Below are 14,143 nucleotides of genomic sequence, written 5' to 3'. Positions count from 1 at the left end.
CCCGCCGAAGGAGCAGCATGACCGACCGCTCACCTCTCGAGATCGTGGCGCGACTGACCGTCGAGGAGAAGGCGTCGCTCACCAGCGGCCTCGACTTCTGGCACACCGAACCGGTTGCGCGCGAGAACATCCCCTCGATCATGCTCACCGACGGGCCGCACGGTGTGCGGAAGCAGACCGCCGAGGGCGACCATCTCGGTCTGCACTCGTCCGTGCCCGCGACCTGCTTCCCGCCTGCCGTCGCGCTGGGGTGTTCCTTCGACCCGGAGTTGCTCGAGCGCGTCGGCGCGGCGTTGGGCGCGGAGGCCCGCGCACTGCAGGTCGGTGTCCTGCTCGGGCCCGGTATCAACATCAAGCGCTCCCCATTGTGCGGCCGGAACTTCGAGTACCTGTCGGAAGATCCGCTGCTCTCGGGTGTTCTGGGCGCTGCGCTCGTGCACGGCATGCAGTCGCAGGGTGTCGGTGCGTCACTCAAGCACTTCGCAGCGAACAACCAGGAGACCGACCGGATGCGGGTCTCCGCCGACGTCGACCCGCGGCCACTGCGGGAGATCTATCTGCGTGCCTTCGAGCGGGTCGTGCGCGACGCGCAGCCGTGGACGGTGATGTGCTCGTACAACCGGATCAACGGGGTGTACTCGTCCCGTAACCCGTGGCTGCTCACCGACGTCCTGCGCGGCGAGTGGGGTTTCGAGGGTCTGGTGGTGAGCGACTGGGGTGCTGTCGACGACCGCGTCGCGTCCCTCGCGGCAGGTCTGGATCTCGAGATGCCGTCCACAGGAGGTCGTACGGACGCCGAGATCGTCGCGGCGGTACGGGCGGGCACGGTCGACGAATCGGTCCTCGACACGGCAGCCGCGCGGGTGATCGAACTGGTGCAGAAGGCCGTCGCTGCGTCCGATCCCGGCGCGACCTTCGACGCCGATGCCCATCACGCCCTCGCACGCGAGGTGGCCGCGCAGAGCATCGTGCTGCTCCGCAACGAGAACGACCTGCTCCCCCTCGCCACCGACGCGAACATTGCGGTGATCGGCGAACTGGCCCGCACGCCGCGCTACCAGGGCGCTGGATCGTCCCGGATCGAACCGACGCGCCTCGACAACGCGCTCGACGAGATCCGGTCGCTGTCCGGCCGGGACGTTCCCTTCGCCGCCGGTTATGCGCTCGACGGATCGGACTCGGCCGAACTCGTCGATGAGGCAGTGAAGCGTGCCGCAGACGCCGATATCGCGGTCGTGTTCCTCGGTGTACCCGCCGAACTCGAATCCGAAGGTTTCGACCGCGACGACCTCGAACTCCCGCAGCGTCAAACCGCGCTGCTCGATGCTGTGCTGGCGGCGAACCCGAACGTCGTCGTCGTGTTGTCGAACGGCGGTGTCGTGCGGCTCAGCGGCTTCGCCGACCGTGTTCCTGCGATCGTGGAAGGGTGGCTGCTCGGGCAGGCCGGTGGGGGCGCCGTCGCCGACGTGCTCTACGGGCACGCGAATCCGAGCGGCCGCCTCGCGGAGACCGTCCCGATCCGGCTCGAGGACACCCCGGCGCACACGAACTTCCCGGGCGAACACGGCCACGTGCGGTACGGAGAAGGATTGTTCGTCGGATACCGTTCGTACGACGCGCGTCGCCTCGACGTGTCCTTCCCCTTCGGTCACGGCTTGTCGTACACGACGTTCGAATACTCCGATGCCGCTGTGGAATCCGACGGCGATCTCACGGTGCACGTCACCGTCACCAACACGGGTGGGCGTGCGGGCGCCGAGGTCGTGCAGGTGTACGCCGGTGCACCCGGTTCGTCCGTTGCTCGGGCGCCGCGAGAGTTGAAGGGCTTCACCAAGGTCCGTCTGGATTCCGGCGAATCGCAACGTGTGGCCGTGAGTATCCGACGCGACGACCTCGCCTACTGGGACACCCGCGTCGATTCCTGGGTGGTCGAAGGTGGCACGTACAGCATCGACATCGGTGCGTCGAGCCGCGACATCCGGCAGACGCTCACCGTCGACATGACGGGCGACGCGGTGCGAATTCCGCTGACGATGGAATCGTCTCTCGGAGAACTGTTCCAGAACCCCGCGGCCGCCGAGATCGTCCTGCAGGCGTTCGGTTCGCTCGGCGGCGAGGTCGGGGTCGACGAGAGTGTTCTGAAGATGGCAGCGTCGATGCCGCTCGGTCGCCTCGCCGGATTCGCTCCAGGGGTCGAGCCGGAGCAGATCCAGCAGCTTCTCGATGTGGTCAACCAGCAGGAGTGAAGGCAGAGCCGGTCACGAACCGGCGGTGAGGAGCACCTTCAACGCACCGGTTTCGCCGGCGCGAGAGAACACGTCGTAGGCCTGTTCGAACTCGTCGAGCGCGAACCGGTGCGTGATCATCGGCGACGTGTCGAGCTGACTACTGCTCACGAGACCGATCAGTGTGGGCGTCGAGTAGGTGTCGACCAGGCCGGTGGTGATCGTCAGGTTCTTGATCCAGATGTCCTCGAGGTGCAGGGTCGCAGGTTTGCCGTGCACGCCGATGTTCGCGACGTGTCCGCACGGCCGAGCGAGCGCGACCGCCTGTTCGAACGTCTCCGGATAGCCGACGGCCTCCATCGTGACGTCTGCGCCGAGACCTCCAGTGAGATCGCGAACGACCGTCGCGACGTCGTCGCGACCGCTGTTGACCACGATGTTCGCCCCGAATGCCTTCGCCGCTTCGAGCCGGCTGTCGGCGAGGTCGACGGCGACGATGCGGCTCGGACTGAACAGTCGTGCGGCGAGGATCGCAGCGAGCCCGATGGGGCCGGCTCCGATGATGACGACGACGTCCGCCGGCCGGAGACGGCCGTTGAGGACGCCGACCTCGTAGGAGGTGGGCAGGATGTCGGCGAGCATGAGCATCTGTTCGTCGCTCACGCCGTCGGGAATGCGGTGGGTCGAATTGTCGGCGTACGGAACTCGGACCAGTTCGGCCTGGGTGCCGTCGATCAGGTGCCCGAGGATCCAGCCGCCACCGCCGAGGCACTGCCCGTATCGGCTCTCGCGACAGAAGCGGCACGTACCGCACGCGGTGATACACGAGACGAGCACTCGGTCGCCGGGAGCGAGTGTCTGCACTCCGTCTCCCACCTCGACCACGGTGCCGACAGCCTCGTGGCCGAGGATCCGGCCGTCGGTCACCTCGGGCACATCCCCTCCGAGGATGTGCAGGTCGGTGCCGCAGATGGTGACCGCGTCGACCCGCACCACCGCGTCCGTACTGTCCTGGATGGTTGCGTCGGGAACGTCCTCCCAGGATCGCTTCCCCGGCCCGTGGAACACCAGTGCCTTCATGATCTGACCCCCGTACACGGATTCGGCCCTGTTCCAAGGATGACATGAGGGACACTGCGATCGGAATCGTTCGGAGGGGGTGAAAAATTCACCTCGACAGCGGGACATGTCCGGATTCGTGACACCACCACAGAGTCCCCTGCTCTTTCGGGGACCACCGATCCCGAAAGCAGACGATCGATGAAGACACTCGCAACCTCACTCGTGGCTGTGGTCGTACTGGCCGCTTCGGCGTGCAGTTCCGATACCACCGAGCCCGAATCCACACCGTCGCCGACCTCCTCCGATCAAGCTCAGCCCGAGTACGTGGCCGAGCTGGAATCGACCGTCGAGCAGTTGATGCGCGACAACGCCATTCCCGGCGCGGTGGTCCAGATCAGCTCCCCCGACCGCGGCGACTGGACCGGCACGTTCGGCACGTCCGCCCTCGACACCGACGATCCGATCTCCGCCGACGATCATTTCCGGATCGGGAGCAACACGAAGACGATGACGGTCACCGCCATCCTGCAGCTGGTGCAGGAAGGTCGCCTGTCGCTCGACGACCCGATATCTAAGTACATCGACGGTGTCCCGAACGGCGACACCATCACCCTCGCGCAGCTCGCCGAGATGCGGAGCGGCCTGTACAGCTACACTTTCGACCCGGAGTTCAACGCGACACTCGACCGCGAACCCGAGAAGGTGTGGACGCAGGAGGAACTGCTGCAGATCGCGTTTGCCCGGCCGGTGAACTTCTCGCCCGGCGAACAGTTCGAATACAGCAACACCAATACGGTGCTCCTCGGACTCGTCGTGGAGGAACTGACCGGCATGCCGGTCGCCGAGGCGTTCGACGAGCGGATCTTCGCTCCGCTCGGATTGGCGAACACCTCGCTCCCGGCGATCGAGGATCCCTCGATCCCGGATCCGCATCCGCGGGGCTACATGTTCGGCACCAACGTCTCCACCATCGATACCTTCGAGTTGCCGGACGACCAGCAGGCCGCAGCGCTCGCCGGAACACTGAAGCCGAATGACGTGACCGACGACAATCCCTCCTGGGCGTGGACCGCGGGCGCCGCGATCTCCACCGTCGACGACATGACCACCTATGTGAAGGCACTGGTCGGCGGCGGTCTGCTCGATGAGCAGATGCAGAATACCCGGCTCGACAGCGTGCAGTCGGTGGGCGGGGGAACCGCCGGATACGGACTCGGCATGGCGCAGTTCGGTCCCCTGCTCGGGCACGACGGTCAGCTTCCCGGCTTCATGACCTTCATGGGACACGACCCCGACACCGACCTGACGATCGTCATCGCCACGAATCTGTCGACGGTGCCCTCGGGTGAAGGTTCGGCGCTGACCCTCGTCAAGGGCATCCTGCCGATCTTCTACGGCTCCGATTATCAGGCGCCGAGCGATCCGGCACGCGCTCCCGGAGCGGAGGAAAGCACTCCCGCGCCGACGCCGGGAGGCTGATCGTACCGGCGTCCGGTGGGCAGGCACGGCCGGGTCACGTGGTTGTCCACAGGCATTCGTGTTCTCCACAGACCGAGGCGATCGGAGTGCGACGGCCCCGGATCGGGTCCGGCCGTGCCCGAAGATCGGGTCCATGACCCGACAGGTGTGGACGAGGGCGATGCTCGCCGAGGCCGGCATATCGGATCGTGCGGTGCGCACACGGCTCCGGCACGGCGGGCTCGTCAGGATCGCTCGCGGCACGTACATGACACGAGAGGACGTCGACGCCCTCGGCCCCGTGGGAGTTCACCTCGCCCGGGCACGCCTCGTCGGCTCCCGCTTCGACGCCGACGAGGCGCTCAGTCATGTGACGGCCGCGGTCGTCCACGGCCTCGACGTGTGGGACGCGCCGCTGAGACGGATCCACGTCACGCGCCCACCGACGCGCAGCTGCCGGGTGAGCGACGACCTGCACATCCACACCTCCGACCTGGACGGCGACGTCGTCGACGTGGACGGTCTGCGCGTCACGTCGCTCGCTCGTACCGTCGTCGACGTCGCGCGCACGCTGTCGCGTCCGCGTGCTCTCGTCATCGGCGATTCGGCGTTGCGTGCGGATCCGACGGCGCATCTCGACCTGCCCCGGATCCTTGCTGCATGTCGAGGTAGGACCGGGATCGTCGCGGCGGAGTCGGTCGCGCGCCTCGTCGACGGCCGGAGCGAGAGTGTCGGGGAGTCGCTGTCGCGGCTGCACATGATCGAGGCGGGTCTACCGATGCCCGACCTGCAGCACGAGATCGTCGTTCGTGACGGACGCCGGTACCGCGTGGACTTCTTGTGGCGCGAACTCGGCATCGTCGGCGAGTTCGACGGTTCTGGAAAGTACACCGAGCGCCACGATCTGCTCGCTGAGAAGGAGCGCGAGGATGCGCTACGGGATCTCGGGCTGGAGGTGATCCGCTGGAACTGGGCGGAGCTGTCGCGATTCCACGTCGTCGTCGATCGGTTCGAGCGCGCACGTCGTCGGCAGCAGGCACGTCGGGCTGCTCTGGAGCGCGAAACGGTCATCGGCGCGCGCTACAACCCGCTCCGATGACCGCTTCGCGCTCCGCTATACCGTCTTCAGACCGAGCGAGTCGCGCAGGGTCGAGCCGGGATATTCGGTCCGGAACAGGCCGCGACGCTGCAGTTCCGGGACGACGAGGTCGACGAAGTCGTCGAGGGAATCCGGATAGGCGGGGCACATCAGATTGAAGCCGTCGCAGGCACCCGCGCTGAACCATTCCTCGATGCTGTCGGCGACGGTCTCGGGAGTACCGATCATCGTCGCGTGACCACCACCCGCGGCAAGGTATCCGAGCAGTTCGCGCAGGGTGGGACGGCGGGTCTCGATGATGCGCTGCACCGTCGCGTATCGACCCTGCGGCCCGCTGAACTCCTCGATGGGTGGCAGGTCGGCGACGGGGGCGTCGAGGTCGTGGCCGGTGTAGTCCTGACCCGTGAACACGCCGAGCTGGGTGATGGCAGCATCTACGTCGAGGAGCGCATCGAGTTCCGCCTTCTTCGCCCACGCCTCCTCCTCGCTGCGACCGACGTAGGTGACGAGCCCGGGCAGGATGGCGACCGTACCGGGATCCCTGCCGGCCGCGGCGATCCGCGCGCGCAGGTCGGTGGCGTACTCGAGCGCCGCAGTGATGTCCCACGCGACGGAGTAGACGGCCTCGGCGTGGCGGGCCGCGAGGTTGCGTCCGGTCTCCGACGCGCCTGCCTGGAACAGCACCGGACGGCCCTGCGGGCACCGGGGCACGGTCAGCGGACCGTCGACACGGAAGTGCTTGCCCCGGTGATGGATCGGACGAATCGCGTCGGAGTCGAGGAACCTGCCACCCGACCGGTCGACGAGAACACCGCCGTCATCCCAGGAATCCCACAGCGCACAGAGCACCTCGATGAACTCCTCGGCCCGCGCGTACCGTTCGGCGTGCGGTGGCAGGGAGTCGAATCCGTGGTTGCGGGCTTCCTCGTCGAACATCGAGGTGACGATGTTCGCGCCCACCCGTCCCCCGCTGATGTGGTCGAGCGAGGCCAGCATCCGTGCCGCGTGGAAGGGCGTGAAGAAACTCGCAGAAACGGTGGTGACCAGACCGATGTGCTCGGTCGCGCGCGCCATGGCCGCCAGTGCGGTGAGCGGTTCGAGGAACCAGGTGGTGCCCGCTGTGTACTTCGGGTTGACGCTGTGACCGTCCGCGAAGAACACCGCGTCGAGACATCCGCGTTCGGCGGTGCGTGCGAGTTCCTCGAAATACGTGATGTCGCCGATGCGTTCGGCCGCGGAGTCGGGATGCCGCCATGCCGACGAGTGGTGCCCGACGCCGTAGAGGAAGGCGTTGAGGTGGAGGGTGCGTGGTCCGGTCATCAGTTCATCACCAGTCCCCCGTCGACCACCAGGTTCTGCCCGGTGACGGCCCGCGACCAGTCGGAGGCGAAGAACAGCACCGCGGCCGAGAAATCCTCGGGGGTGGTGACCTTCCGCAGCGGCGTCGACGACGCGATGAGGTCGAACACCGCTTCGGGGGTCGCCGACGATGCGTCGGTCGTGCGCAGCAGACCGCCGGAGACCATGTTGACGCGGATCCCGTCGGGGCCGAGGTCGGCGGCGAAGGTGCGGGTCAGCGACAGCAGCGCGGCCTTCGCGGCGGTGTAGTCGTGGTACGGGACCACCGGATGCTGGAACAGATTGGTGCCGATGTTGACGATGCTGCCGCCACCGGCCTCGCGCATGCCCGGCAGCGCTGCCTGGATGATGTTGACCGCGCCGCCGACGACGCCGTCGAACTGGGCTCCGAACCGGTCGTATCCGATCTCGTCGGCCTTGGGCCGGGCGTCGCCGTTGAAGGAGAAGTCGGGCAGGGCGTTGTTGACGACCGTGGTGACGGGACGTCCGAAGTGCTCGCGGGCCCGCGCGAACAGCGCTTCGACCTCGGCGCGGTCGGTGACATCGGCCTTCAGAGCGACGGCCCGCTCGGGTCCGATCTTGTCGGCCAGTTCGTGAGCGCCCTCGCCGCTGCGCCGGTAATCGAGGACGACGGCGGCTCCTTCGTCGGCGAACGCCTGCGCGATTCTGTGGCCGAGGCCGCGCCCGGCACCGGTGACGAGGACGACCTGGTTCTGCAATGACATCTTCTGTGCCTTCCCTGTGTGGGGAAGGGTGCGTGAGGGCGACAGACCTCAGGCCTGGCGCCGGCTCGGCATCCCTTCGCTCGCATAATCGAGATCAGGTTCGACGGGTGTTCTCTCAGCCGTGTCCGGCACCCCGTGTCGAGTCCTGCGCACAGGTTACACCTCGGGATCTCGACCCCGTCGAGACCGTCGGCGTCGGCATTCATCGGATCGTCACATCACCGACCCGGGAACTTAGCTCAGATCGGAGTTAAAATGAGCGTTCCCGTCCCGACTCGTGAAAGGAGATTCCGACGCACACGCCGGCCCCCCACAACGCTCCCTACGTCTCCGTTTCCCAGCAGGTCGGAGACGCTCCGCCGCTCGGCCGCGCCACCGTCCGCGGCCCCGCGAGGCACGAGGAAGTGGTGTGGTTCGAGGATCGCTACGCCATCCCGATCACCACCACCACGCCCGATGAGGCTCGGATCGAGGACGTGCTGTTCCTGCGCCGCGTGCTCGACCGGGCGCACATCGACTACCTGCTCGTGCGCGACGACAGCGACCGTCCGATCCTCGCGATCGACCGCGCCGACCGGAAGCGGCTGCGCGCCGCTCTCGTCGAGGGGTGTGCCGACGAGCCCTTCTACTCGAAGGCCGTCGGTTCGAAGCGGCGTCCCGTCCCGGTGGCAGACGGTCGGCTCTCGCGCGACAGGAAGGACCGGGTGTTCCGGCTGTTCCGCCCGCGGGTCGAGCTGACCAGCGGGTTGCGGTACGGCGCCTCGAACGGTGTGGACATCGAGCTGTGGACCTACACCGACGACGAGGTGATCATGCCTCGTCCGAACGCTCTCACCCGCACGATCGCCCTGCGCGACGAGATGCGCCGGACGACGGTCGAGCGGTACGGACAGTTGTGGCCCACGATCGAAGGCATGTTCGACCGCCATCCGGGCGACATTCCGTTCGAAATCGACCTCGTGTTCTCGTGGGTCGACGGGTCGTCGAAGTCGTTCCAGGCCAAGCGCGCGAAGCTGATGCAGAACTATGTCGTCGGCGAAGGTGACGACTCGCCGGCGCGCTATCGGCAGATCAACGAACTGAAGTACGCCCTGCGTTCGGTCCACATGTACGCGCCGTGGGTGCGGCGGATCTTCGTCGCCACCGACTCGCCGCGACCGGCGTGGCTCGCCGACGATCCGCGCGTGACCTTCGTGCGGAGCGAGGAGTTCTTCACCGATCCGTCGGCGCTGCCCACCTACAACTCGATGGCGGTCGAGTCGCAGCTGCATCACATCCCGGGACTGTCCGAGCATTTCCTGTACTCGAACGACGACATGTTCTTCGGTCGCCGGGTGAGCCCGAGCCTGTTCTTCTCGGGCGGGGGCGTCGGCAAGTTCATCGAGTGCGATGTGCGGATCGGCCTCGGGCGAAACAACGCGTCGCGCAGCGGATTCGAGAACTCCGCGCGCATGAACCGCAAGCTCCTGCAGGACCGCTTCGGGGTCACCATCACTCGGCACCTCGAGCACACACCGGTCCCGTTGCGCAGGTCGATCATGGCAGAGATGGAGCGCGAGTTCGCGGACGAGTTCGCTGCGACCGCGGCAAGCCCGTTCCGGGCGGCCGACAACATCTCGGTGACGAACTCCTTCTATCACTACTACACGCTGCTGACCGGCCGCGCGGTGCAGCAGACCACGGCGAAGGTGGAGTACGTCGACACCACCGTGAAGTCCGGTCTGCGACATCTGGACACGATCCTGGCGCGTCGCAATCTCGACCTGTTCTGCCTCAACGACGGCAGCACACCCGAGGTCGATCTGGAGTTGCGCACCGCGAAGGTCACGCAGTTCCTGGAGCGGTACTACCCGATTCCGGCGCCCTGGGAGACCGACTACCCGGGCCGACCGGACGTCGGCTAGACGCGAACGGTGAGGTCGGGGTTCTCGGGGATGCGGATGCCGGCTTCGGCCAGGCGCCGCGCCGCGTCCTCGGCCGTGTGGGGTTGCCCGGCGGTGGCGTAGCTTCCGCTGGGCACCACGGAGTGCACGATGGTGTCGGGATAGACGTGCACGAGGTTGAAGCCCTGCGCGCCGTCGTGCCCGCGCTGCGAGCCGACCGGGACGTTCAGGTCCTGCGTGTAGCAGGTCGACGAGGCGACGGACACCGGGATGCCTGCGAAGGTGGCCGAGGTCGAGTAGTGCAGATGACCGCCGAGGATGGCGCGCACATCGGTGCCACGCAGTACTTCGGCGAGGCCCGCTTGGTCGCGCAATTCGACGAGGACAGCCATGTCGAACACGCTCGGTACCGGCGGATGATGCAGTGCGAGAACGGTACCGAACGGGGCGGGTGTCGAGAGTTCGTCGGCCAGCCAGGCGAGCTGCTCGGCGGAGACTTCGCCGTGGTGATGGCCCGGAACCGAGGTGTCGAGCGTGATGATCCGCAGTCCGCCGACCATGTGGACTTCGTCGATGGGTGCACCCACGGGATCTTCATCGAGGAGCTCCTCACGGAAGGTCGCGCGGTCGTCGTGATTACCCATCGCCCAGACGATGTCGGCACCGAGCGCTGCTGCCAGCGGTTCGACGAGACCGCGGAGCTTGCGATAGGCGTCGGGCTGGCCGCGGTCGGCGAGGTCGCCGGTGAACACCAGGGCATCGGGACGGACCTGCGACGCACGGATGTCCTCGAGAATCAGTCCGAGGCGGGTGTCGGCGTCGACGGTGCCGTAGAGGAGTTCGTCTCCACCGACGAGGTGTGTATCGGTGAGATGAAGGAGGGTGTGCGAAGGTCTGGGATATTCGGCTATTCGCTCAGGGGCTGGAGAACTGCCCATGATCTCTCACTTCCATTCGCCCGTTTCGGGGCACTCGATCGCCATCAACGGTAGCGAGTGTGTTTCTACGACTCCATGGCTTCTGGATCACATCGAGACCCCGAACCTCCGGCGAACACCTCGTTACTGCGCGGTGACCTGCGGAAACGGACAATCGAACATTCACTGGTGATCTGGGTCACAATCCAGCTCGGCGGATGCACCGCCACCCAGTGCATCCCGCAGCACGACGTCGACCTCGTCGCTCGGGTACATCGGCAGGGGGTGAGGGGTACCGGCGGTGAGGGTGCCATCCGAGCAGATCGTCGACGTTGCGTACGGGATCACCGTCGGCGACGCTGCGTCCGACGTCGCCGATGATGTCGACGGCCAGTAGGCGGTGAGCCTCCCCCAGCGCCGCGGCGTTGGCGAACCAGACCATCGACGTAGCGCCGGCGCCCGGAAGAAGCAGGACCGGCGGTGCGCCGGGCGGGCCGCACTCGGTGACGCGGGTGGTGCCGAAACGGGAGTCGAGATCGTGGATCACGGTGCCGCGTGGCCATTTCGCGAGGAGCGCGTCGTACGCGGCGTAGAAGGCGCGCCCCTCGTCGGATTCTGTGAACGATGTGCGTGGTGACCGGAGCAGCCACGCCGACCGGATCGTGTTCCTGGACCGGGGACGGATCGTCGAGCAGGGAACCCACGACGAGCTGGTCCGTCGCGGCGGCCGCTATGCGCGGTTCTGGGAGACGTCGGTCGGGGTGGCTTCGCCGATTCGCGCATCGTGAGCGAACACGGATACTCGGCAGAACCTCGCCCGCCGAACCGTACTTCACCCCGCCTATAGCACGGGCGAAGTACGGTTCGGCGGGCGAACTGCTGTAGGGCACGGGTTCTCCACAGCGGAAGTATTCATCCACAGAATGCGCCTGTGGCCTTTCTGCGGCGCTTCGGCACCCGCACGGGCTGCGACGATCGACTCATGGGCGATCCACCTATACTCACGACCGCGACACTGACGGAATCCGGCATGTCCGACAACGACATCCGCAGAGCAACCAGGGCCGGAGACCTCGTCCGCCTCGGACGCGGTATGTTCTTGCACCGATCGGACGTCGAGGCGCTCGGCGAGGTCGGGGTGCACCGGGTCCGGGCACGGCATCTCGGTCGGCAACTCTCCGCAGGAACGGTCCTGAGCCACGTCTCTGCGGCGTCCCTTCATGGGCTGGATCTGTGGAAGGCCTCGCTCGAACACGTACACGTCTCCAGGCCACCGCACCGGCACGGGCGGATGACGTCGCAGATCCATGTGCACCCGACCGAAGTCGGTGACGACGTCGTTCTCCTCGACGGCCTGCCGGTGACATCGGTCGCCCGGACGGTCGTCGACCTCGCCCGGACGTTGCCGAGAGATCAGGCCGTCGTCGTGGGTGACTCGGCTCTGCGACTGTATCCGGACGCCGCGGCAGACTTGCTCCGGGTGCTCGCCGGATCCGGACACAGGCACGGTCTCGCGAAGGCCCGCGCCGTCGTTCCGTTCCTGGACGGTCGGAGCGAGAGTGCAGGAGAGTCGCTGTCGCGTCTACGTATTGCGGAGGCGGGACTCCCGCGGCCGATCCTCCAGTACGAGATCGTGGGTGGAAACGGTCGACGCTATCGCGTCGACTTCTTCTGGGAGAACGGCATCGTCGGAGAGTTCGACGGACGGATCAAGTATTCCGCTCCGCGCGACGTGTTCGACGAGAAGCTCCGGCAGGACGCGATCCGCGACGCTGGCTACGAGGTGGTGCGCTGGACCTGGGCGGAACTCGAGCGGTTCGACGTCGTGGCGGAGAGACTGCGGCAAGCTGCGCGTCGTGCTGCGAAGCTGACGCGGTGAACCGGGGTTCGCCCCGCGTGTTGCGGTAGCGAACCCCGGTTCGGCGCGCGAACTACACCGCGGCCGGCTGCTTCACGGGGACGACGACGGGCTCTGGAGCCGTGATCGCGGGGACCGGGCTGCGCACCAGCGCCACGGTCACGTACGCGACCAGCGAGACGAGGAAGCCGATGAAGGTCGTCCAGCCGTCGACGCTCGAGGTGACCAGAGAGTTCGGGATGTACAGCAGGGTGTTGTCGACGCCGTAGATCGTCGGGGTGAGGACGAAGAAGCCGGCGCGCACCGTGATACCGGCGATCGCTGCGGCAGCCACAGCGCGACCGTCACCGCGCGACCAGAACAGTCCGAGGATGAACGGCACTACCAGCGAGGCGAGCAGCAGGTCGAAGGTGAGGGTGAGCAGGATGCCGGTCTGCGGGACCCGCAGCGCGACGAGGGCACCGAAGGCAGCCATCGGCAGCATGAGCAGGCGGGTGGCCTTCATGACGTCCGACGACATCGCGGCGTTCTCGCCGCCTACGCGGAAGACGTTGCGCACCAGAACCGTCGCGGTGGACAGCAGCACACCACTGATCGTGGTCAGCGAAGCCGTCACCAGACCGGAGAGCACAAGGATCGACAACCACTGCGGCGTGTACTCGCCCAGCAGAACGTAGAGGATCGGGGCGTCGGCTGCGCTGTCACCGACGATCGACACGGCAGCAAGGGCCACGAAGGACAGCGGCACACACAGGACGAGAATGCCGGTCGCCGCAGAGAAGCAGGCGCGCTGCGCAGCGATCGGGGACTTGGCGGAGAACACGCGCTGCATCAGGTCGATCGCGACGAGGTTGCCGAGACCGAGAGCGATGATGGTGGCCCAGTTGACCGCGGCCCCCTGCGCCGGATCGGTGAGCTGTCCGAGATCGCCGATGCCGAGGCCGTCCCCGTGGGTGAAGCCGGGTCCGAAGGCCGTCCACACGAGGAGCGAGACGATACCGACGGCCATGATCGCGAACTGGACCATGCCGGTGTAGACGCTGGCGAACATGCCGCCGGCCACCGTGTAGGCGAGCACGAACGGGATGATCACCAGCACCGCCGCCGTGTAGTTCAGGCCGAGAAAGTACTGGAGCAGGTAGCCCAGGGCGACGAGGTTGCCGGCGAGGAGGATGCCGAAGCTGCCGACCGTGAGCACGGACGCGGTGATCTCGGTGCCGCGGCCGAAGCGGCGTGCAAAGAACTCGGGCAGGGTCACGACGCCCGTCGCGCGTAGGCGCTTCGCGAAGAACAGTCCGACGAGCAGCACGCTCGATGCGACACCCAGCGGCATCGCCGCACCCGCCCAGAATCCGAATCCGGCCGCGAGGTCGGCGGAACCGAGGGTCGCGTTGGAATCGATGACCTGCGACATGAGCAGGACGGCAAGGACAGGAGCACCGAGCGAGCGACCTGCGAGGAGAAAGTTCCCGGCCTGTCCGCGGACCTTGCGGGTGGAGTAGAAGCCGGCCCCGAGGAGAACGACGAGGCACACGGCGACACCGGTGATGATCATGG

Annotated in this window: 11 protein-coding genes, 1 pseudogene and 1 riboswitch; of the genes and pseudogenes, 6 read left to right on the top strand and 6 right to left on the bottom strand. The window is 66.9% G+C overall.

Features of this window, described 5'->3' with window-relative positions:
* The first annotated feature begins 17 nt into the window (after positions 1-17).
* On the top strand, positions 18-2,246 hold the full coding sequence (locus tag NVV99_RS13510) for a glycoside hydrolase family 3 C-terminal domain-containing protein (protein WP_260782899.1): 2,229 nt from the start codon (positions 18-20) through the stop codon (positions 2,244-2,246).
* Positions 2,247-2,258: 12 nt separating this feature from the next.
* Here NVV99_RS13510 and NVV99_RS13505 read toward each other — a convergent pair whose 3' ends face one another.
* Positions 2,259-3,305 (bottom strand): zinc-dependent alcohol dehydrogenase family protein, encoded by a 1,047-nt coding sequence (locus NVV99_RS13505; RefSeq protein WP_024103531.1) that lies wholly within the window; start codon positions 3,303-3,305, stop codon positions 2,259-2,261.
* A gap of 180 nt (positions 3,306-3,485) precedes the next feature.
* On the opposite strand from NVV99_RS13505, the gene NVV99_RS13500 reads away from it, so the two are divergent.
* Together NVV99_RS13500 and NVV99_RS13495 are read left to right on the top strand one after the other, a co-directional pair.
* Positions 3,486-4,766, top strand: coding sequence for a serine hydrolase (locus NVV99_RS13500; RefSeq protein ID WP_024103530.1), 1,281 nt, complete (start codon positions 3,486-3,488; stop codon positions 4,764-4,766).
* A 133-nt stretch (positions 4,767-4,899) separates the two neighbouring features.
* Positions 4,900-5,844 carry a type IV toxin-antitoxin system AbiEi family antitoxin domain-containing protein gene (locus NVV99_RS13495; RefSeq protein ID WP_024103529.1) on the top strand — a complete coding sequence of 315 codons (945 nt, stop codon included), beginning with the start codon at positions 4,900-4,902 and terminating at the stop codon, positions 5,842-5,844.
* Positions 5,845-5,859: 15 nt separating this feature from the next.
* On the opposite strand, the gene NVV99_RS13490 is transcribed toward NVV99_RS13495, so the two are convergent.
* Both NVV99_RS13490 and NVV99_RS13485 read right to left on the bottom strand, forming a co-directional pair.
* Complete coding sequence (locus NVV99_RS13490; RefSeq protein ID WP_024103528.1) at positions 5,860-7,164, bottom strand: LLM class flavin-dependent oxidoreductase; 1,305 nt, start codon at positions 7,162-7,164, stop codon at positions 5,860-5,862.
* Positions 7,164-7,928 (bottom strand): 3-oxoacyl-ACP reductase, encoded by a 765-nt coding sequence (locus NVV99_RS13485; protein WP_024103527.1) that lies wholly within the window; start codon positions 7,926-7,928, stop codon positions 7,164-7,166. Before NVV99_RS13485 ends, NVV99_RS13490 begins: the two co-directional genes overlap by 1 nt.
* Before the next feature lie 54 nt (positions 7,929-7,982).
* A riboswitch (TPP riboswitch) is annotated at positions 7,983-8,074 on the bottom strand.
* Between the two features lie 261 nt (positions 8,075-8,335).
* Here NVV99_RS13485 and NVV99_RS13480 point away from each other — a divergent pair.
* On the top strand, positions 8,336-9,832 hold the full coding sequence (locus NVV99_RS13480) for a stealth family protein (protein ID WP_024103526.1): 1,497 nt from the start codon (positions 8,336-8,338) through the stop codon (positions 9,830-9,832).
* Here the strand turns inward: NVV99_RS13480 and NVV99_RS13475 are convergent.
* The gene (locus NVV99_RS13475) at positions 9,829-10,749 is read right to left on the bottom strand and encodes a phosphodiesterase (RefSeq protein WP_024103525.1); all 921 of its coding nucleotides are present in this window, start codon (positions 10,747-10,749) and stop codon (positions 9,829-9,831) included. The two genes, NVV99_RS13480 and NVV99_RS13475, sit on opposite strands and share 4 nt — an antisense overlap.
* 178 nt (positions 10,750-10,927) lie before the next feature.
* Positions 10,928-11,275 (bottom strand): alpha/beta fold hydrolase, encoded by a 348-nt coding sequence (locus tag NVV99_RS13470; protein ID WP_024103524.1) that lies wholly within the window; start codon positions 11,273-11,275, stop codon positions 10,928-10,930.
* Between the two features lie 97 nt (positions 11,276-11,372).
* On the opposite strand from NVV99_RS13470, the pseudogene NVV99_RS13465 reads away from it, so the two are divergent.
* Positions 11,373-11,516, top strand: a pseudogene (locus tag NVV99_RS13465) (hypothetical protein); the annotation flags it as partial.
* Positions 11,517-11,710: 194 nt separating this feature from the next.
* Positions 11,711-12,607 carry a type IV toxin-antitoxin system AbiEi family antitoxin domain-containing protein gene (locus NVV99_RS13460; RefSeq protein WP_024103522.1) on the top strand — a complete coding sequence of 299 codons (897 nt, stop codon included), beginning with the start codon at positions 11,711-11,713 and terminating at the stop codon, positions 12,605-12,607.
* A 52-nt stretch (positions 12,608-12,659) separates the two neighbouring features.
* Here NVV99_RS13460 and NVV99_RS13455 read toward each other — a convergent pair whose 3' ends face one another.
* Positions 12,660-14,141: a sodium:solute symporter family protein gene (locus NVV99_RS13455; protein ID WP_024103521.1), complete on the bottom strand. Its 1,482-nt coding sequence runs from the start codon at positions 14,139-14,141 to the stop codon at positions 12,660-12,662.
* Positions 14,142-14,143: the final 2 nt, after the last annotated feature.

Origin of the sequence: Rhodococcus sp. PAE-6 (genome assembly GCF_025290685.1) — a bacterium.
Classification (GTDB): Bacteria; Actinomycetota; Actinomycetes; order Mycobacteriales; family Mycobacteriaceae; genus Rhodococcus; species Rhodococcus pyridinivorans.
This window is presented reverse-complemented; position numbering and strand designations above follow the sequence as displayed.